The organism is Papillibacter cinnamivorans DSM 12816, assembly GCF_900176335.1.
GTDB classification, from domain to species: domain Bacteria; phylum Bacillota; class Clostridia; order Oscillospirales; family Oscillospiraceae; genus Papillibacter; species Papillibacter cinnamivorans.
In genome coordinates this window covers 1-18,110 of sequence record NZ_FWXW01000007.1, presented here as the reverse complement: position 1 = coordinate 18,110, position 18,110 = coordinate 1, and the positions used below count along the sequence as shown (strand labels likewise).

At 58.2% G+C, this 18,110-nt stretch carries 21 protein-coding genes; 7 read left to right on the top strand and 14 right to left on the bottom strand.

Features of this window, described 5'->3' with window-relative positions; all coding sequences use genetic code 11:
• Positions 1 to 7: 7 nt before the first annotated feature.
• Genes B9A13_RS10755 through B9A13_RS10745 form a run of 3 tightly spaced genes read right to left on the bottom strand, consistent with a single transcriptional unit; the run spans position 8 to position 3,436 of the window.
• Positions 8 to 1,432, bottom strand: a complete 1,425-nt coding sequence (locus B9A13_RS10755; RefSeq protein WP_084235169.1) for an FAD-binding oxidoreductase — start codon at positions 1,430 to 1,432, stop codon at positions 8 to 10.
• A gap of 1 nt (position 1,433) precedes the next feature.
• Positions 1,434 to 2,633, bottom strand: a complete 1,200-nt coding sequence (locus B9A13_RS10750; protein WP_084235168.1) for an electron transfer flavoprotein subunit alpha — start codon at positions 2,631 to 2,633, stop codon at positions 1,434 to 1,436.
• Positions 2,630 to 3,436, bottom strand: a complete 807-nt coding sequence (locus B9A13_RS10745) for an electron transfer flavoprotein subunit beta/FixA family protein (RefSeq protein WP_084235167.1) — start codon at positions 3,434 to 3,436, stop codon at positions 2,630 to 2,632. The genes B9A13_RS10750 and B9A13_RS10745 overlap by 4 nt, the downstream gene beginning before the upstream one ends.
• A 286-nt stretch (positions 3,437 to 3,722) precedes the next feature.
• On the opposite strand from B9A13_RS10745, the gene B9A13_RS10740 reads away from it, so the two are divergent.
• Positions 3,723 to 4,160: a flavodoxin domain-containing protein gene (locus B9A13_RS10740; RefSeq protein ID WP_084235166.1), complete on the top strand. Its 438-nt coding sequence runs from the start codon at positions 3,723 to 3,725 to the stop codon at positions 4,158 to 4,160.
• A 177-nt stretch (positions 4,161 to 4,337) separates the two neighbouring features.
• Here the strand turns inward: B9A13_RS10740 and B9A13_RS10735 are convergent, their stop codons facing one another.
• Positions 4,338 to 5,501: a nucleotidyltransferase family protein gene (locus B9A13_RS10735; RefSeq protein WP_159448107.1), complete on the bottom strand. Its 1,164-nt coding sequence runs from the start codon at positions 5,499 to 5,501 to the stop codon at positions 4,338 to 4,340.
• A gap of 156 nt (positions 5,502 to 5,657) precedes the next feature.
• On the opposite strand from B9A13_RS10735, the gene B9A13_RS10730 reads away from it, so the two are divergent.
• The 6 genes from B9A13_RS10730 to B9A13_RS10705 all read left to right on the top strand — a co-directional run bounded on the left by B9A13_RS10730 (position 5,658) and on the right by B9A13_RS10705 (position 10,882).
• Positions 5,658 to 6,707 carry a hypothetical protein gene (locus B9A13_RS10730; protein ID WP_084235164.1) on the top strand — a complete coding sequence of 350 codons (1,050 nt, stop codon included), beginning with the start codon at positions 5,658 to 5,660 and terminating at the stop codon, positions 6,705 to 6,707.
• The gene (locus B9A13_RS10725; RefSeq protein ID WP_084235163.1) at positions 6,691 to 7,107 is read left to right on the top strand and encodes a hypothetical protein; all 417 of its coding nucleotides are present in this window, start codon (positions 6,691 to 6,693) and stop codon (positions 7,105 to 7,107) included. The genes B9A13_RS10730 and B9A13_RS10725 overlap by 17 nt, the downstream gene beginning before the upstream one ends.
• Position 7,108: 1 nt before the next feature.
• Positions 7,109 to 7,822: a glycosyltransferase family 2 protein gene (locus B9A13_RS10720; RefSeq protein ID WP_084235162.1), complete on the top strand. Its 714-nt coding sequence runs from the start codon at positions 7,109 to 7,111 to the stop codon at positions 7,820 to 7,822.
• A 35-nt stretch (positions 7,823 to 7,857) separates the two neighbouring features.
• Positions 7,858 to 8,526 (top strand): glycosyltransferase family 2 protein, encoded by a 669-nt coding sequence (locus tag B9A13_RS10715; protein ID WP_084235161.1) that lies wholly within the window; start codon positions 7,858 to 7,860, stop codon positions 8,524 to 8,526.
• 21 nt (positions 8,527 to 8,547) lie between these two features.
• Positions 8,548 to 9,249, top strand: a complete 702-nt coding sequence (locus B9A13_RS10710) for a glycosyltransferase family 2 protein (RefSeq protein ID WP_159448106.1) — start codon at positions 8,548 to 8,550, stop codon at positions 9,247 to 9,249.
• Positions 9,250 to 9,463: 214 nt separating this feature from the next.
• Positions 9,464 to 10,882, top strand: a complete 1,419-nt coding sequence (locus B9A13_RS10705) for a protease inhibitor I42 family protein (RefSeq protein ID WP_084235159.1) — start codon at positions 9,464 to 9,466, stop codon at positions 10,880 to 10,882.
• A gap of 89 nt (positions 10,883 to 10,971) precedes the next feature.
• On the opposite strand, the gene B9A13_RS14600 is transcribed toward B9A13_RS10705, so the two are convergent.
• From B9A13_RS14600 to B9A13_RS14340, 10 genes are all read right to left on the bottom strand, one after another.
• Positions 10,972 to 11,655, bottom strand: a complete 684-nt coding sequence (locus B9A13_RS14600) for a FadR/GntR family transcriptional regulator (protein ID WP_159448105.1) — start codon at positions 11,653 to 11,655, stop codon at positions 10,972 to 10,974.
• 43 nt (positions 11,656 to 11,698) lie between these two features.
• Positions 11,699 to 12,982, bottom strand: coding sequence for a nickel-dependent lactate racemase (gene larA, locus B9A13_RS10695; RefSeq protein ID WP_341456033.1), 1,284 nt, complete (start codon positions 12,980 to 12,982; stop codon positions 11,699 to 11,701).
• A 25-nt stretch (positions 12,983 to 13,007) separates the two neighbouring features.
• Positions 13,008 to 14,432, bottom strand: coding sequence for an FAD-binding oxidoreductase (locus tag B9A13_RS10690; RefSeq protein WP_084235157.1), 1,425 nt, complete (start codon positions 14,430 to 14,432; stop codon positions 13,008 to 13,010).
• A gap of 244 nt (positions 14,433 to 14,676) precedes the next feature.
• Entirely contained in the window at positions 14,677 to 15,000 is a 324-nt protein-coding gene (locus tag B9A13_RS10685) for a hypothetical protein (RefSeq protein ID WP_084235156.1), read from the bottom strand.
• Between the two features lie 24 nt (positions 15,001 to 15,024).
• On the bottom strand, positions 15,025 to 15,597 hold the full coding sequence (locus B9A13_RS10680; protein WP_159448104.1) for a class I SAM-dependent methyltransferase: 573 nt from the start codon (positions 15,595 to 15,597) through the stop codon (positions 15,025 to 15,027).
• Positions 15,598 to 15,838: 241 nt separating this feature from the next.
• A complete protein-coding gene (locus B9A13_RS10670) occupies positions 15,839 to 16,282 on the bottom strand; it encodes a lipocalin-like domain-containing protein (RefSeq protein ID WP_084235153.1) in 444 nt (147 codons plus the stop codon).
• Between the two features lie 119 nt (positions 16,283 to 16,401).
• On the bottom strand, positions 16,402 to 16,683 hold the full coding sequence (locus B9A13_RS10665) for a hypothetical protein (protein ID WP_143806960.1): 282 nt from the start codon (positions 16,681 to 16,683) through the stop codon (positions 16,402 to 16,404).
• A gap of 143 nt (positions 16,684 to 16,826) precedes the next feature.
• Positions 16,827 to 17,282, bottom strand: a complete 456-nt coding sequence (locus tag B9A13_RS10660) for a hypothetical protein (protein ID WP_084235151.1) — start codon at positions 17,280 to 17,282, stop codon at positions 16,827 to 16,829.
• A gap of 17 nt (positions 17,283 to 17,299) precedes the next feature.
• Positions 17,300 to 17,848: a colicin E5-related ribonuclease gene (locus B9A13_RS10655; protein WP_207651226.1), complete on the bottom strand. Its 549-nt coding sequence runs from the start codon at positions 17,846 to 17,848 to the stop codon at positions 17,300 to 17,302.
• A gap of 40 nt (positions 17,849 to 17,888) precedes the next feature.
• The coding region (locus tag B9A13_RS14340) for a hypothetical protein (protein WP_207651225.1) at positions 17,889 to 18,110 on the bottom strand (222 nt) is incomplete at its 5' end.

Below are 18,110 nucleotides of genomic sequence, written 5' to 3'. Positions count from 1 at the left end.
TTTCCTTTCAGTTATGGGTATTGAATTCCACGATCTTGCCGGGGTTTAAAACCAGCTTCTCGTCGAAGGCCAGTTTGATCGCTTTATAGAGCCGGATCATGCGCTCTCCCAGGAAGGGTTCCAGAAATTCCAGCCGTCCGTTTCCGATGCCGTGTTCTCCGGACAGCTGCCCGCCCAGTCGCTTGGACAGGGCGTAAAGCTCCGTAAGGCTGGCGTGGGTGGCCGATTTCCAGGCCTCATCGCTCATGCCGGGGTCCCGCAGAAGCTCCGTGTGGATGTTCCCGTCCCCCGCGTGGCCGCAGGGCTGGACCCGGATCCCATGCGCCAGGGCGATCTTCTTGGCCGCCTTGACATACTCCGCGATGGCGCTGCGGGGCACCACCACGTCGCACTCCTCCTGGCCCACGGAGTCGGCCTTCATGCCCTCCAGGATGGCGCCCCGGACGCTCCAGACGGAAGCGATGCGCTCGGGGGTGTCGGCGATCATGCAGTCGATGGCGCCGTACTCCAGGGCCGCTTCGCAGGCAAGGTCGCAGGCCGTTTCCAGCTCCTCCCGGCCGGAGGCGTCATACATGACGATGAGCACCGCGCCGCCGCCGGGCACGGGAAAGGGCTTGTTCAGGGTGCGCTCCACGATCTCCAGAAGCTCCCGCTCCAGAAACTCGATGGCCGTGGGAGTGAAGGGCAGATCCAGGACCTTCGGCACCATGTCGGCGCATGCCTCCAGGTCCGGGAAGGGCATCACCAGGGTGCAGGTGAACTTGGGCGCCGGCAAAAGCTTCAGCGTCACCCGGGTGAGAATGCACAGGGTCCCCTCGGAGCCGACCACCAGGTCCTTCACGTCGTACCCCGTTGTGTTCTTCACCACGTTGGAGGAAAATTCCACGACAGAGCCGTCCGGCAGCACCGCCTGGATGCACCGGACGAAATCCCGGGTGAGGCCGTAGCGCACCGCCTTCATTCCGCCGGCGTTGGTGATGACGTTTCCTCCGATGGTGGCCGTCTTTTCGCCGGGGTCCGGGGGGTAAAACAGCCCCTCGGCCGCCGCGGCCGCCTGCACGTCCAGCAGAAGCGCCCCGGGCTCGCAGGTAACGGTCTGATTTTTCCGGTCCACGGGGTAAATCCGGTTCATCTTCACGACGGAAAGGAGGATCCCGGCGTATTTGCAGGTGGCGCCCCCGGCAAGACCGGAACCCGCGCCCCGCACCACCACGGGGATATTGTTTTCATAGCCGTATTTCATCACGGCGGACACTTCCCCGGTATTCAGAGCCTCCACGTAGAGGTCCGGGGGGAAAACGCCGTATTCGGGCATCTCGTCGTGGGAGTACTCCGGCAGGATGTCGCAGCCCACGGCCACCCGGTCCGGCGAGGTAACGGATTTTATATACTCGATACCGGCGGCATCTAGCCTGTTATAGGGATAGGGCATGTCAGAGCGCCTCCTTTCCGGTTTCCAGCTGCTCCAGTATCGCTGGAACGGCCTGGAACAGGTCGTCCACGACGCAGTAGTGGGCAATGCTGAAAATCTGGGCATTGGGATCGGAATTGATGGCGACGATGCACTCGCTGCCGCTCATCCCGGCGGTAAACTGGATGGCCCCCGAGACGCCGCAGGTTATGATCAGCTTCGGCCTCACCGTCCTGCCGGAGAGCCCTATCTGGCTTCCGCCGTCTCCCAGGCCGCACTCGGCCATGGGCCTTGTGAAGCAGAGCCGCCCCCCCAGGGCTTCGGCAAGGCTTCTTACCAGGGCCACGCCCTCCTCATTTTTCGCACCGCGCCCGGCCACCACCAGGATCTCCTCCTCCTCCAAAGTCTTTTCCCGGGGAAGAGGGCTTATCTTCAACACCTCGATGCCGGAGCGGGCCATGGCGTCGGACACCGGCATCCGCTTCACCCTTCCTGTGGGACCGTCCGTTTTTTCCGCCCTGTCCATGACGCGGTACCGGACGGTAGCAAACTGGGGCCGGGAATATTCCATCAGGATCCGGGCCATGACGTTGCCGCCGAAGGCGGGCCGGATCTGAACAAGATCGGTGTTGGGGTTTATGTCCAGCTTTGTGCAGTCGGCGGTGAGCCCCGTGTGGAACCGGACGGAAAGGCGAGGCGCCAGAGAGCGGCCCAGAGCCGTGGCTCCAATGAGGACCACCGAGGGGCGAAGCTGGGAAATGCAGTCGGCCACGGCATCGGCACAGCAGTCGGCCCGGAAGCCGGAAAAGCCCGGATGCTGGTAGTAGAAGACTTCTTTTACTCCGTAGGGCAGCAGTTCTTCGGCGTTTTTCTCCGTTTCTTCCCCGCCCACCAGGACTGCGAAGACAGCATAGCCCACTTTGGCCGCCAGGCGCCGGGCTTCCCCGATGAGTTCATATGTAACGGGATGAAGTTCGCCGTTTTCCTGCTCGGCGAAGATCAAAATGCCCTTCCATTTGCTCTTGTCCGCGGGATCCCGGGAGGGCTTCTGCTCAAAGCGGATGGCCCGGACGGGACATACCTTGACGCATACGCCGCACATGCGGCACTTTTCGTTTACCTCAAGCCCCTCGTCCCCCAACGTCAGGGCGCCGAAGGGGCATTTTTCGATGCACTGCCTGCAAAGGTTGCAGGCGGCGGCGTCAAAATGGATGGTTGTCACCGCGCCTCACCGCCTTCCACGAGCTTCTTCTCCCTCAGCACGGCCACAAGCGCCGAAGCCTTTTCTCTGGTATCGCCCTCCAGCATCACCTTCCGGGGATTTTCCGGCGGGGAGAACATGCTCTCCACCCGGGTGGGAGAGCCCACCAGGCCGCAGAGGGAAAGATCCGTTTCCGGCAGGTCGCGGAAACCGAGTACGCGCACCGGGCGCCCGGCGGTCTCCCGCTTGAGCCGGTAAGAAGGAAGCCTCGGCACGCAGATATCCTTTTCCACCGTTACGAGGCAGGGATACTTCAGCCTGGAGATCTGAGTGACGGAGGCCAGGGTCTGGCGCACCTCGATGCTTTTTTTATCCGCCTTTAAAATAGCGCCCACCCAAGCCGCGTGGGGAATCCCCAGGTGCTCCGCCAGCGCGGGGCCGATCTGGGCGGTGTCCCCGTCAGTGGTCTGGCGGCCGCAGAGGATCAGATCGGGGATGCCCAGCATCCGGATCCCCTGGGAAAGGGTATAAGAGGTGGCCAGCACGTCGGAACCGGCGAACTTCCTGTCGGAGAGGATCACCGCGTCGTCCGCGCCCAGCCGGTAGGCGTCCTGCATCATCTGCTCCGCCTGGGGCGGCCCCATAGTGAGCACCGTCACCCTTCCCCCCGTCCGCTCCCGGATGCGCAGCGCCGTCTCCAGGGCGTAAAGGTCGTAGGGATTCGTCCGGGATTCCGCTCCGAGACGGATCAAGGTGCCGGTCTCCGGGTCTATTTCCACCCGGGAGGTGGCGGGAACCTGCTTCATGCAGACCACTATGTTCATACGCTTCCTTCAGCCTTTCTGTCCATGTCAGTTTAAACCGATATCGGTTTAAACTGTTAAAGAGTCTACCATGAACTTCCGCCGTTGTCCATCGAAATCATACATTTCCCGAATATTTTCTGTTGCATTTTACTCAATCAGCAGATGAAGGACAATATTTGCGCACTTTCTCTGCATAGGAAAGACAAATCGGCGAAGCGGCGCTCCTCTCCCCTTTCCCGCCGTCCGCTTGCCAAATTCTTACGGGAGGGGTATACTACTGAATACAAGAAAGAAGGAAAACCAAATGAAAAAACTGATCCTGTGCCCCAGAAGCTCGGGAAATACATATCAAGTATGCAGCTATGTCTCGGCACACTCGGACTCCGAGCTTCAGGTGGTAAACGAAGCTGCGGCGCCGGACCTTTCCTCATATGACACCATCATCCTGGCTTCCGGCGTATACGGCGGCCACGTCCACAAGAACCTTCTGCGTTTCATCGAACACATTCCGGCCGGCGGCCTGCGGCCCGGCGCCAAGGTTTCTGTTCTTCTGACCTGGATCGGCAGAGGGTCTTCCGACCGGGCGGCCTTTGACGAGATCCGGCAGGCGCTGAAGGAAAAAGGCATACCGGTTGACGAAAGCTATATGAAGTGCTTCGGAAAGGGATTCGGAGTCATCCGGAGCTCCCATCCGGACGAAGCGGACTGCAGAAACGTTCTCTCCTGGGTAAATGGCCTGTAACCGGATACGAGCCGAAAACATCAAGTGACAAGGACGCCCGGCACATTTCGTGCCGGGCGTTTTTTCGTCGAAAAACCCTGTTTTCCGACGGATACGGGGGAAGGAGGGCGCCTTTGCGAAGACGCGCAAACTACAGCCCTGCGGTATAGGAACACAGGTATAACAGACGCGCTGCTTTTATCCGCGCTGCGTTTCTTTTTCTTCCCTCATGCGGCCCCTGATTTTTCCAAGGGCGACCCCCGGAAGCTGCCAAAGGCTCTTTACGCGCAGCTCGCAGCGCAGATAGGAGGGAAAGGTGCGCAGATTCGTCAGCAGGGAATCCGGATTTTTAATGCGGTTATTGGTCCACAGCCAGCGGATGTGAATCCCCACCAGTCTTGGAATGGACGCGTTTTCCGGCGGGTTTTCAAAAAGAAGGTTGGCCCTCCGGCACTGCCGCAGTACGGCAAGGCAGCGGGCTACCTGCCTCTCTTCGCTCAGACGGGGGGCTATGGAGGCATAATCGAACCGACCGGGGGCGAGCCTGTCGTACAGGCACAGCACGGTGTTTGCATGGGGAGCCACCCCCAGCATCTTCGAAAGGGATATCACCCGCTCCCAGTCCAGATCCTCCGGCCGGCTGATAAAAAAGTCCACATCCATGAACCATTTAATTTTTGCGCCGTGATTACCTACTTCCGCAAGATTGGAAAAACTGTTCGTCAGGATCTGGACAAACAGGGTGTTGAATTCTGGCACCTGAAAAACCGCGCCGCTTCGGCGAACCTCAGGCCCTTCCGGCCAGAATTTCTCCGGACCGCGGGATAAAAGCTCCTTCATGAAGATCTTATGAACGTCGATATCTTCCATACGGTCCCGCTTGAGATTGACGGAATGCGGAGACTCTCCTCCCGAAAAGCCCTGCGAGATCGCGATCTCCACGGCGCGGCGGTACTCCCCGGCCGGAACCAGGATATCCGTATCCCACATATGCCGGATATGATTGGGCTCATAACAGGTTAAAATGGACGCTCCTTTAATGACCATCACGGGAATCCCCGCGTCGTTGTAGAGCCGGATCAGCCTGCAGGTTCCGGCAATGCGCCCGGCATTGAGCATCCGGTAATAGCGAAGAATGCCGCGGATGCGCGGTAAAAGCTCCGGAGGAACGCCCTCATACCCGTGGCGCGCGCACATGGAAGCCACCATGCAGGCGGAATCCCATTTCTCCTCCTCCAAGCGGATGCCGGAAAAATACGCGGTGATTTCCTCCGGCCCGGCGGACTCTGCCGCGTACAGCCGGCACAGTTCGCGGTGGCTTTCGTTCATTCCGGTGACCTGAAACAGGTTCCCAATGTTCATCCCCATCGCTCCTCCTGTGGACCATACTAACTCCAGTATACAAAATATACGGTCGTTTTCAAGCGCGGCATTGGAAAAAGCGACATATTTCTTGTCAGTGCGGCATTTCATTGCTATAATTATAATATGAACCCAAGGGAGGCGTTTTGCATAGAAATGCTGCAGCAATCCGCCGGAAACCGCGTTCCGCCGGAGCTTTTTTTTGAAGCAATGGAGAGGCGCATCGGTCAGAGGTGCTCCGGCGGTTTCTCCGTTTTTTATATCCGGGCGGCCGGCCGCGTCGTGGAACTTCGTTTTACCTCGAAAGAACTTATGGCAGCGACACGGGAGCAGCTTCGCTGGTGCGAGACGGAGGCGGTAAAAAATCCGGACGCCCGCTTTTTCTACTGGAATGACTCTGTCGGGTCATACCTTCCGGAAAGTCATACCGGCGCCTTCTGCCTGAATATGGACGATCGCGCTTCCGGCGCTTATCTGCGCACCTGGCCGGAGGGACGCATGCTTGCCTTCAATCCCCTCACCCGCAGTTATTATTTCTGCGAGGCTTATAAAAGCCGCGAGGAGTTTTACCGCTCCGGGCACGCCTTGGTGCTGTTGTTTTCTCTTTGGGCGCAGGACAGGGACCTGATTTTGCTCCACGGCGCCGCGGTGGGCGAGGCGGGAGAGGGCGTTTTGATCTGCGCCCGGGGCGGCAGCGGAAAGTCCACGCTGTCCATCGCCTGTCTTCTGGCCGGACTGGATTTCGTCTCCGACGACTATGTGCTCGTGTCCGGCTCCGGCCCTCTCCGGGCCTTCCCGCTTTATTCCATGATCTGCCTCAATCCCGACATGTACGGGAAGCTGCCGGAACTTCGGGCACCGGTTTTATCCGTCAATCATGCCCGGGGGGACCGGCTGCTGCTGGACGCTTCTGGGTATCGGTTTTCTTCCGGACTTCCGATCCGGGCGGTTGTATTTCCTGAGATCACGGAAGATCGCGCTGCGTCCTTTCAGCCCATGGCGCCGGGACGGGCGATGGTGCATCTCATTGATTCCACCATCCATCAGATGGGCGAAAACCGGAATACCCGGCTGGTAAAAACCATTGCAGGCCGGTTTTTGAATACCCCGGTTTACCGGATGCGCCTCGGCGGCGATCCCATGGAAAATGCCTGCGCCGTCGGCAGATTTATCAGGGAGGATTTACAGCATGTATCGAATCAATGAAAGCAAAATGTATTACGACATGGCGGACGGCCAGGCCATCGTCATCAATTTCGTCACCGGAATGTACTACGGTTCCAACCTTTTGGGCTCCGCCGTGCTGGACCGGCTGCAGGCGGGCGTAAGCCCGAACTCGGTGCTGGAGGCGCTTCGCGGCCTGCCCGGCTGCCCGGAGGATATGGGAGAGCAGCTGGACGCTTTCATCGCGGAACTGATCAGCAGGGAAATTTTGATTCCCGGTCCCACTAACGCGGAGGAGTGCTGTCTCATCGGTGGGGAAGCGCTGGAAGACGGCTTTTTCCTCACGGTGGACGAGTTTGCCGAAGCCCAGGACCTGCTGCTGGCCGATCCCGTTCACGATGTGGACGCCTCCCAGGGCTGGCCCGTGCTGAGGGAAGACTGATATGCCCAGAATATCCGTGATCGTCCCCTGCTATAATTACGGCCGGTTCCTGAGCGAATGTCTGGAGAGCCTTTTCGCCCAGACTTTTCGTGATTTTGAGGTACTGGTGGTGGACGACGGGTCAGAGGACTATACCCGCGAGGCTGTGCGGAATTTTCCCGCCGCGCGCTATTTTTATCAGGAGCACCATGGAATATCCTCCGCCCGGAACCGTGGGCTGCGGGAGGCGGGGGGCGAATGCATCGCCTTTCTGGACGCGGACGATCTCTGGCTGCCGGATAAGCTGGAAAAGCAAGCGGCTTATCTTGACGCCCACCCGGAGTGCAACCTGGTATTCACCCGAATGGAAAATTTCTATGACGGCGATCCGGCGCTGCTGACGGAAACAGCGCTTCGGCTTCTTAATACCGCCGAACCGCTTTACCTGCCGTCGGCCTGTATCCGTTCCGTCCTGTTTCAAAGCTACGGCGGCTTCCGGGAGGAGCTCCCCCACGGAGAGGATACGGAATGGGTCATGCGGGCCGGAGTCTGCGGGGAGGATCTGGGGAACCTTCTGGAGGAAGTTCTTTACCGACGGCGGATCCACGGTGGAAATATCACCCTCACTCATAATCCCAACAGCGCGCGGGAGTACCTGAAGATCGCCGCCGCCGCAATTCACAGCGCGAGAAAGCTAAAGAGGACGCCGGAGAAACCGTCCGCAGGCCGGACATAACAGGAAACCAACCAGGAAGGTCGGGAAACGAGCTTATGGATTCTCTGTCTGTTATTATCCCCGCTTACAACGCGGAAGCCTATCTGGGGGAGGCGGTGGGCTCGGTCCGCAGCCAAAACTGGGGCGGAAAGCTGGAAATCCTTGTTGCGGACGACGGATCTTCGGATCAAACCGCCTCCGCCGCAGAACGGCTGGGCGTTACTGTGCTGCTTCTGGAACATCTGGGCGCCGCCGCCGCGCGAAACGCCGGGCTTCGGCGCGCCGGAGGCGATTTGATCCTATTTCTGGACGCGGACGATCTTCTGGCGGAGGGCGCGCTCTCTTCGCTGTATGCGCCCATGGCGGCGGACGCCTCCGTGGAGGCGGTGTTTTCCATGGCTCTGGACTTTGTTTCGCCGGAGCTCACGGCAAAACAGCGCAGTCTGCTTCTCCCCCGCCGGTCGCCCTATGAGGGGATGCTGTCCGGCTGCGCGCTGCTGCGCCGGGAGGCGGCGGGGCGCGCCGGTTTTTTCAACGAAACCTATCGGACGGGCGAAACCGTGGATTGGCTGCTGCGGCTGCGGGACGCAAACGTCAAAAGCGTATCTCTTCCGGAGGTCACACTACGGCGCAGGCTGCATATGAACAACACCGGGCGCACTCAAAAGCAGGCGGAGAGAAGCGACTATGCCGCCATATTGCGCAGCAGGATGCAGCAAAAATAGACGAAAGGCACGGTGATGGGTATGCCGTCGATTTCCGTAATCGTCCCCTGCTACAATTACGGGCGGTTTCTGAAAGAATGCCTGGAGAGCGTTTTCGCCCAGACCTTTCGTGATTTTGAGGTGCTGGTGGTGGACGACGGGTCCGAGGACGATACCCGCGAGGCCGTGCGGAATTTTTCCGCCGCTCGCTATTTTTATCAGGAGCACCGGGGCATTTCCGAAGCGCGGAACCGGGGGCTGCGGGAGGCGGGGGGCGAATGGATCGCCTTTCTGGACGCGGACGACCTGTGGCTGCCGGATAAGCTGGAAAAACAGATGGCGTATCTGCGCACTCATCCGGACTGCAGCGTGCTGTTTACCGGGTTTGAGAATTTTTACGACGGGGATCCGGCCGAGCTCAACAAAAAGGTGGTCCGGCTTTTAAACATCACCAATCGGGTACTGCTGCCCACCGCCTGCGTACGAGCCTGTCTGTTCCGGACCTACGGCGGCTTCCGGGAGGATTTTCCATACGGCGAGGATACGGAATGGCTCGCCCGCATCAGAATCGGCGGAGAGGATCTGAGCCATTGCCTGGACGAGGTGCTTTACCGGAGGCGCATACACGGACAAAACGTCACGCTGTCATACGAATCGAACAACAAAGATGCCGTCATGCAAATCGCCGCCGCCTCTCTGCGCAGCGCAAGAAACTTCCGAAAATCGCGCGAAGAAAAGAAATAGGGGCCGTATTTCCCGTACAAAGCGCAGACCCTCACGTGTCGGAGCGTCCGTCCCCTTTTACCTTGCACGTGCGAATCCCGGTCGCGATCAGAGACATTCTATCTCCTCAGGCTGAAATTCCTATCGTGCAGAATAAATTGGAATGATGCCGGAACATCGGTGTTTTAACATCGTCGTTAATACTATCAGGAGAAAGCGAAAGGACTGGTGACCTATGAAAAAAGCAATGCCGGCGCGATTGGCGTCGGTTCTTTTGGCCCTGGCGATGCTGCTGACGACACAGGCGTTCGCCGCCGGCAGCGGAGACGCCGGAGCGGGGCTGGAGGCCGAAACCTGGCAGAGCGGGACGGCTGTCTACATTCCGGTCAGGGCCGTCTGCGAGGCCCTGGGCTACACGGTGACCTGGAAGGACGACGGGACCGCGCAGACGGTGACCGTCGCCGGAAACGGCAAAGATATCGTGCTGGATCTGACCAACGAGAAGGTGACCGACGGGAAGCACAGCTTTTACGTGGGCGGAGATCTTTCGGGCAACACGACCGCGGGCCCGATTTTGATCCACGGCAGCCGGACGTTCATCGAGACGGGGCTCTTCACGGAGCTTTTCGGGCTTCGCGCAGACTACATCGCCGCCACCGGGCTGGCGGAGATCGGCGCCGCCTGCGTCAATTCCATCACCATCGCCACCCAGACGGTGAGCACACAGACGGACACGCTGAAAACCACCCTGCAGTATCCCGTAATCAGCGGGCTTGAGGATACCGCGGTGCAGGACGCCGTCAATGAGGTCTTCCGCAAGGCGGCCGACGACGCGCAAAAAGAAGGGATCGATAACGCGGCGGCGCTGGAGCCCGTCCGCGAAGAGTACCCGGATTTTCAAAACACCTGCGAAACCTATTTCAATTACCGGGTGAAATATAACCGCTGCGGGCTTCTCAGCGTGACTCTGGACGATTACCAGTACGCCGGCGGCGCCCACGGCAGCACCCTGCGGACCTCCTACACCTTCGATTTGAGGACCGGCGAGCAGCTGAGCCTGGGCGATCTCATGGCGGAGGGAAGCGGCTATTTCTCCGCAATCAGCAAAACCGTCAGGAGCGAAATCGACCGGCGGGTACAGGCGGGTCTGCTGTACGAACTGGAGCCTTTCCAGACCATTTCGGACAGTCAGGACTATTATCTGTCCAACAGCGGCCTGACGGTCTATTTCCAGCAGTACGCCTACTTCCCCTACGCGGCCGGCATACAGGAATTCACCGTCGGGTACGGGGAACTTGCGGACATGCTGAAACCCGACTACGGCTTCCTGTACAATGCTGTCACGGCGCTCACGTCCGGAGAGAACAACACGGTGACCGCCGGCAGCGTATGCTCCGTTACCCTGGAGGGCAATCCCACCACCGGCTACGGCTGGTATGTAAGCGTCAACGACCCGGAGGTGCTGTGGCCCTGCTCGGAAAGCTATGCGCAGGACGAATCTTCCGGCGAAATCGTCGGAGCCGGGGGCACTTATACCTGGTGCTTCAAAGCCCTGAAACCCGGAAAAACGACGCTCACCTTCCGGTATTACCGCTCCTGGGAGGGCGAGGACTCCGCGATCCGTACCGCTGAATACACCGTCACGGTGGAGTGAGAGCGCCGCATCGTTTCATGCGAATGCGGACAAAACAATAAAACCAGGGGCCGCGGCAAAACGAATGTGTTGCCGCGGCCCCCAAATTTTTATTCCTCCAGGCTCTCGTAAATGCACCGAAAATGGTCGTCCAGGGCATGCAGGCCGGAGTCCAGATCGCCGTCCCGGATTGCCGAAACCATCCGGCGGTGAGCGTCCTGGAGCCGCGCCTGGTTCCCCGGCCGGCGGAGGATTTTCCCCCGCACGTCCACGATATAGCGGTCCATCACCTCGGAGAGCGCCTGAAGCGTGTCGTTGATGAGGACGTTGCCCGAAATTTTCGCGATGGCGTAGTGGATGTTCTTGTCGTACGCCGCCTTCAGGCTCTCCTCCCCAGCCGCCTCCATGGCCCGGATGTTCTCCTCCATTTCCCGAACTTGTGTTTCCGTAGCCCGCCCCACGGCGTGTGTCAGCGCCTGCCGCTCCAGCCCGTAGCGGAAATCGGTGAGGTCCCGGTAACCGATGTTCTGCAGCAGGTACATGAGGGACAGCATTTCCACCAGGCTGCTCTCAAAATGAGAGGAGACGTAGTTTCCCGCCCCCTGGCGGCTGGAAACGACGCCCAGGATGTCCAGCACGCGCAGGGCCTCCCGGACGGAGTTCCGGCTGACGCCCAGCTCTTCCGCCAGCTCCCTTTCCGGCGGGAGCCTGTCCTCCAGACGCAGGGTGCCGGAAGATATCTGCTTTTTGATGAAATCGATGACCACTTCGTAGGCCTTTTCGGACGTCGTCACGGTATCCCCCTCCCGGCGTTTTACGGTCTGCGCCGCCGTTTCCTTATTCTCCATCGCCGTCTACGATGACGGCGATGCCGTTGGGGATCACGGTGACGGACGCGTCCTTTCCCTGATAGCCCCGGGCAAGCTCCAGCGCTTTTTCCAGAGAGGGAGCGTAAATCATCTTCATATCCGAAACCGTCCTTTCCAGCTCCGGCCGGGTGACGAAGATCACCCGGTGCTTTTTCAAAATACGCGCCAGGATCTGGGTTTCCCACTGGTCCGGAATGGTCTCCTGCTGGGGAGTGGCCATAATGCTTTCATAGAGTTGTTCCGGACTCCGGCAGTCCTTCAGGGAGCGGTAAAAGCCGTCGCCCCCGGTTCCGTCGGCGCATTCGGCGCAGAGGACGATCACCCCGCCGGGCGCGGCGGTTGCTTCCGCCGCCGTCATGCTCTTGACGCACTGATAGATGTTCTGGTCCAGTGGCGCGCCTCCGTTTGTGGTGATGGCGATGTCGGCGTAGGCAGGCTTCACGGTGCAGTACCGCCTGAGAAAATCGCAACCGGCCCGGTGGGCTGTCTCAAAATCCCCCGCGAAGGCGGCCACCGTCTTTTTCTCCTCGTCGATGATGACGTTTACGATGAAGGCCAGCTTTGCCATGCGCCCGGCAGCCAGCATGTCCCGGTGCAGGGGGTTTCCGTCCAGGATGCCGGTGCGGGCGAATGGGCTGTCGATAAAGGCGCTGCAGTGGTTTCCCAGTACCGTCACCCGGTCGCACACGCCGGGCAGCACGCTCTTTCGCCCGCCGGAAAAGCCCGCGAAAAAGTGCGGCTCAATAAAACCCTCCGCCACCAGAAGATCGGTTTCCGCCGCCAGGGTGTCGATCACCAGGGGCGCGCCCGAGGGCAGAAGGCCCAGGCGCGTATTGGAGGCGGGATCGGCGCAGTCGTGGACGACGATCGTTTCGTTTTCGAAAATCTCCCGGCCCAGCTTGTTTACCAGCTCCTCCTTTGAAGAGGATCGGTGAAACCCGGTAGCCACCAGAAGGGTGATGTCGATGCCGGGGCTTCCCTCCCGCAGTTCTTTCAGCATGGGAGGCAGGATATCCTTACTCGGCACCGGGCGCGTGTGGTCGCTGATGATCAGAGTGCAGGTTTTCTTCCCTTTTGCAAGCTCTTTCAGGCGCGGAGTGCCGACGGGCCTTTCCATGGCGGCCTCCACGATTTTTCTGCCGTCCCCTCCCCCCCGCAGCTCCCCCACGGAGGATTCCAGGACCGCGGCGGTCGACGGCGCGTCATATTCGATCCAGCCATGTCCGTACGGAAGACGAATGATCATACGCATCTGTCCTTTCCTGTGAATTGGCGGATTATTTCAGCCGGAGGCAGACCTTGCCGGGGTTCAGGATGAGATTGGGGTCGAACACTTTTTTGATGCCCTCCATCAGGGCCATCGCGGTGCCGCCCGCGGATTTTTCCAGATACTCCAGCTTTCCGTGGCCGATGCCGTGTTCGCCGGAAACCAGGCCGCCGAATTCCGAGGCCTTTTCGTAGGCCAGGTCCATGAAGACGGCGGCGCGGCTTTTAAACGTGTCCTCGTCCAAGTCGTTGCTGGTCGCGTAGATGTGCAGGTTTCCGTCCCCCGCATGGCCGAAGCTCATGATGTTCAGCCCCACCCGGCTCTCCAGGGAATTGATGTAGTTTAAATACAGGGCGATTTTCGTGGCGGGGACCACCACGTCGCATTCGTCCACCAGCTTCACGCCCTCCAGGATGGCCTCCAGCAGGGCGGACCGGGCCGCCCAGGCGTCCTTCTTCTTGGCCGGGCTGTCCGCCACGAAGACGTCCAGCGCCCCCGTCTCCAGGACCACCTCGGAGGCACGTTCGACGATCCCCTGAAGCTCCTCCGCAGAGTCTCCCTCGAAGGTCACGAGGAGATACGCTTTTGCCTCCGCGCCGTCCACCATGCCGGGGAAGACGCTTTTCCCCAGATGTTTTTCGGTGAGGAGCACGATCTTCCGCTCCATGAATTCCAACGCCTGGGGCTGCAGGTGGTTGCGCAGGAATTCCGGAACGGCGGAAATGCACTGGTCCAGCCCTTCGTAGGGAACGATCAGGCTCACCGTCTCCAGGGGCAGCGGCACGAGCTTCAGCGTCAGCTCGGTGACGACGCCCAGGGTACCCTCGGAGCCGATCATGAGGTTTAAAAGGCTGTAACCCGAGCTGGTCTTGCTGACGGCCGCTCCCAGGCGCAGGACTTCCCCGGTGGGCAGGACCGCCGTCATGGCGCGGACGTAATCTCGGGTTGTTCCGTATTTTACCGCGCGCATCCCTCCCGCGTTGGTGGAGACGTTTCCTCCCAGCGTCGCGAATTTTTCACCGGGGTCGGGGGGATAAAGAAGGCCCTGTTTCGCCGCGTCCTCCACCAGCTCATTGAGCAGGACGCCTGGCTGCACGCGGACATAGAGATTGTCCAGGTCGTATTCCAGGATCTGCTTCATCCTCACCGTGGACAGAACGATCCCCCCCGCGATGGGCACGGCGCCCCCGGCGAGCCCCGTTCCCGCTCCCCTGGGGGTGACCGGGATGCGGCTCAAGTTGCAAAGCTTCATGATCTCCGCAACTTCCTCCGTGGTGAGGACCTCCACTACGGCTTCCGGTGTGTGCGTCCCGTAGATGGGCATCTCGTCGTGGGCATAATCCTCGTTCACGTCCTCCCCGGCGTATACCCGGCCGGGGGCGAGGACCTTCAGCCGGTCCAGTATTTCCGGCGTCACCTTGTTGTATTGGGGCATCCGTATTCCACTCCTTCTCAATTGGTAGGACCAATTTGCTCAAATAAAATGCGCCTCTTCTCAGGCCGTTTCTTTTTTACCTGTCTTTAAAATAATACTCCGCGGCTCATTTGTCCAGACTTTTTTAACCGCGTCTGAAGGGCAGATATTTTAATATCTACGAAGTATAGGAAAAAGGGAAGGCCGTTCCCTTTGCCCTCCATTAATCCCGGCTTCTTTCTTTCCGTTAGTCTATGGAATAGTATCAGCCGTTAGCTGCTTCAAGCAATTCGTTATACTTCTCTTCACAAATATAATAGTTGCCGTTGTACTTCACTATAAAGTCATCATTTTTAACGCCGGTCTGATAAATGCAGATGTTATCGGCGTTTAAAAATGAAATACGGCTTTCCCAAAAAACATAGCGCAAAGCTCCTTCCGAGGAAGTGATTTCTTCATCAAGTGATACAAAGCCGGAAGGCAGATTGAACACTGTTTTTGCATCGTTCCGTTCCCGCATCAGTCCGCAAAGCAGAAGAAGGACAAGAGCCGGGATCAGCAATATAATGCCAATTCTTTTCTTATTCATGTATTCTCCCAGGCTAAGAAACGGTCAGGGTGAAACGTTCTGTCCTCCCTGCCCGAATACCAGGCAGTAAAAGTTCTCCCCCAGGTCGAACTGCTCCAGCAGAGGAAGGCCCGCATCGCGCATCCATCCGGTCACATCAGCCTGATCGATGCGGTGTGTCACCGGCGGCCCCATGGGAGTTGCTCTTTTGTGAAATTCGATGACGGCGGCCCTGCCGTCCGCTTTCAGCATCTTTTTCACGTTGCCGAGAAAGCCCGCTTTGTCCGTTATCTCGTGCAGCACCGTAGCCATGAGCGCAATGTCCACGGAATGATCCTCCATGAAAAAGTCTTCGGAGGTCACCTTTTTTGCTTCGATGTTGGAAAGTAAGCCGCCTTCCGCCTTCTCCCGGATGACGGAGAGCATCGCATCGTTTAATTCCAGCGCGTATACTTTGTTTTTTGTGATCCTCGCCGCCGGAACGGTAAACACACCGCTGCCTGCGCCGATATCGCAGAAAACGCCGCCGTCACGAAGTCCGATTCTCTTCAGCGTCGCCTCCGGGTCCAGCTCTTTCACCCTTCCCGGCGCATCAAATCTCATATGCCTTTCGTTCATGCCGCTCTCCCGCCGCCCGGTCTTCTCCCGCATGGGGTCCCGCACCGGGCTCGCTTTTTATTCATGCCCTTATTGTATCAGTATTTTCCGATCATTTCCATGGAATACTTCACTGCGCTGCGTATGATACATCCAAAGAGAGCCGGCTCCCCCGTATCGCAACGGCCCGAATAAACCGGCTCCCCTTGTTTTTCGCAGTCCCGGCTTCCCGGCAGAGCGGTTCGTATCGGGCGCCGTGTTATCAGGCCTTCCGCCAATGCAGCGTGCCGATGCGGAGTTTTCCGTCTTTGCCCATGCGGTAACGGTCGGTGCTCAATACAAGGACGTTGCCGTCGTCTTCAAAACGGACGTATCGTTTTTGGCGGCTTCCGATCCAGTTCGGGACAAGGCAAAACTCCAGATCGTGATAGACGACCTGGTTTTCTTCGTCGACGGTGACGCGCCCGGCATAGAAAAACGTGCTGCGCGCAACGGCAAGGGTCTGCTCGTCGGTGCCCAGTTCCATGTCCGGAATGTCGTAGCGCGGCCGGTTCGCGGCCTGTATCTGCACAGACATCCAGCCGTCGTTCGTGTAGCAGATAAGGCCGGTTGCGCCCTCTCCCATGCTGTGGATGGTCACCCCGTCCTCGTCCGTCACCAGGTTGGAAACCAGCTTCCATGCTCCCATCAATTTTTCTTTTATCATATATTTCCCCTCCCCGCCATACTTTTGTGCTTCTCCATTTCCGGCGCACCGGCCGGAGGCTGAGTCACGCCGTCCTGCCGCGCTTCTTCGCCGCGGCGCCGATGTTTCCTAATTTTAGTTTACCTGCTCCGCCGCCGCCTTGTCAAGCCGGCCTTGCCCAGCCCGCCCTCCACGGCGCCCACCGCCGCGGAATAGATCACGGCCTGCCGATCGGGCATACCCGCACGGCGCTCCGTGTTGTAAGTGTCTCCGGCGGTGGCGGTACCCAGCAGCAGCGCGGGAAGCCACACGACGGAGGTGCCTTCCGTTACGGGGGCGATCAGCAGCGAGGGCACCATATATCCCGCCGCGGACGCCAGGTCCGAGGCAATCGCCTGGGCCCCGGCAAGCCGCGGCCTCACATACTGCTGGGCGTACTCTGAGGAGTCCCGGGGTAATGGTAATTAAAGGGACGGTTCTTCCGGCTATACTAAACCGGAAGAACCGTCCTCATTTGTTTCTTTGCTGAAATTTGCGTTAGGTTGACTTTATTTGTCGCATCAAACTATTGCGAATCTGAATCCATGAATACTTGATAAAACACTTGTGCGTATTGCAATTCAGGATAGTAAGTCTTTGTTTCATTAAAAGTCATTTTTTGCATGTTTTTTAAATACCACATCACAGCTTTTTGATAGAAGTCAGTATCTCCCACAGCGACAATCACCTGGGGTCTAAGGTTTTCTGTTATTTCCTTAGGTAATGAATTTCTTGGATTGTAATCATTAAAATGAGATTGTTCATTTCTCACTTCAATATCAAATTCATAATAATGTAGTTCATACAGAGCACCTTTATCAATGATTAAGTAAGGTGTTAATAAAATGCCATGTCTCCCGTCAATTTCACCCAGTAGATTTGCAAAATGATTCATATTTGAGGATGAAATATAAACTCCATTACCTCTTACAAGATTACCTTGCAGGTTTTCAATTCTATCAATCAAATCTTTGATTGTCATTGTAAAACTCTCCTTTCTTATGGTTTATATGGATCTACAATACTTGAATCTGGCCTCCAATTAGGATCAAATCTATCACTAACTTGCACGACCTCATTTGTGATATCGTCTATTATAACATGTGATCCGTCCTTGTTATAATAAACTGTAGCAGGATTCCCCGTAGCACGATTGGTTGTCTTTTGCGTTGTGAATGCATCATCAACCGTACTTTTAACAGAATCATTAGTCCAACCGCGACTATTCATCTGTCTGTTTAACTTATCTAATGATTTTGCATCGCTACCATATTTTACTTTCTCCCCCGCGCTTTCTGTAACGGGATTTTGTGAATTCAAATGCCATTTGAATTCGTCCAGAAGCGCATTGGCGAGCATGTTTTGAACGGCGGAACGGAGACCGGTCTCGTTTGCAGCCTTCAGCACATCCTGCCAATCGCCGCCCTCCGACTTGCTGTCCAGGGCGCCTTCAAACGCGCCCACGCCATAACCCGCAATGCCTCTCTCCGTCGCGTTCGTCAGGATTCGCTCCAGCACGGATGCCGCTTTAGGAGCCGCTTTGCCCAAAGCGGACTGTACGCCTTTCCCTATGATCTCGCCTGCCGGCTTATACAGCGGGCTCAGCGCCTTGCCGATACCCTCCGCCGCCGCGCCGCTGGCGCTGCCCGGCGTCATCCATCCGGCTAAGGCGCCCGCCTCCGCGGCCAGCGGATACGGCGTTGAAGGTTCCGGCAGTGATGGCGCCGAGGACATAGGCGTAGAGGGCCTGGGGGGTGAAGGCTTTTACCTCGTTGTCCTTTAAAATGGACGTGTTCAACTGTAAATATAC

Excerpts from the sequence above, each read along its gene's own strand:
- B9A13_RS10755 (WP_084235169.1), bottom strand. The coding sequence starts at position 1,432 with ATGCCCTATCCCTATAACAGGCTAGATGCCGCCGGTATCGAGTATATA.
- B9A13_RS10745 (WP_084235167.1), bottom strand. The coding sequence starts at position 3,436 with ATGAACATAGTGGTCTGCATGAAGCAGGTTCCCGCCACCTCCCGGGTG.
- B9A13_RS10740 (WP_084235166.1), top strand. The coding sequence starts at position 3,723 with ATGAAAAAACTGATCCTGTGCCCCAGAAGCTCGGGAAATACATATCAA.
- B9A13_RS10735 (WP_159448107.1), bottom strand. The coding sequence starts at position 5,501 with ATGAACATTGGGAACCTGTTTCAGGTCACCGGAATGAACGAAAGCCAC.
- B9A13_RS10730 (WP_084235164.1), top strand. The coding sequence starts at position 5,658 with ATGCTGCAGCAATCCGCCGGAAACCGCGTTCCGCCGGAGCTTTTTTTT.
- B9A13_RS10725 (WP_084235163.1), top strand. The coding sequence starts at position 6,691 with ATGTATCGAATCAATGAAAGCAAAATGTATTACGACATGGCGGACGGC.
- B9A13_RS10720 (WP_084235162.1), top strand. The coding sequence starts at position 7,109 with ATGCCCAGAATATCCGTGATCGTCCCCTGCTATAATTACGGCCGGTTC.
- B9A13_RS10715 (WP_084235161.1), top strand. The coding sequence starts at position 7,858 with ATGGATTCTCTGTCTGTTATTATCCCCGCTTACAACGCGGAAGCCTAT.
- B9A13_RS10710 (WP_159448106.1), top strand. The coding sequence starts at position 8,548 with ATGCCGTCGATTTCCGTAATCGTCCCCTGCTACAATTACGGGCGGTTT.
- B9A13_RS10705 (WP_084235159.1), top strand. The coding sequence starts at position 9,464 with ATGAAAAAAGCAATGCCGGCGCGATTGGCGTCGGTTCTTTTGGCCCTG.
- larA (WP_341456033.1), bottom strand. The coding sequence starts at position 12,982 with ATGCGTATGATCATTCGTCTTCCGTACGGACATGGCTGGATCGAATAT.
- B9A13_RS10690 (WP_084235157.1), bottom strand. The coding sequence starts at position 14,432 with ATGCCCCAATACAACAAGGTGACGCCGGAAATACTGGACCGGCTGAAG.
- B9A13_RS10685 (WP_084235156.1), bottom strand. The coding sequence starts at position 15,000 with ATGAATAAGAAAAGAATTGGCATTATATTGCTGATCCCGGCTCTTGTC.
- B9A13_RS10680 (WP_159448104.1), bottom strand. The coding sequence starts at position 15,597 with ATGAACGAAAGGCATATGAGATTTGATGCGCCGGGAAGGGTGAAAGAG.
- B9A13_RS10670 (WP_084235153.1), bottom strand. The coding sequence starts at position 16,282 with ATGATAAAAGAAAAATTGATGGGAGCATGGAAGCTGGTTTCCAACCTG.
- B9A13_RS10660 (WP_084235151.1), bottom strand. The coding sequence starts at position 17,282 with ATGACAATCAAAGATTTGATTGATAGAATTGAAAACCTGCAAGGTAAT.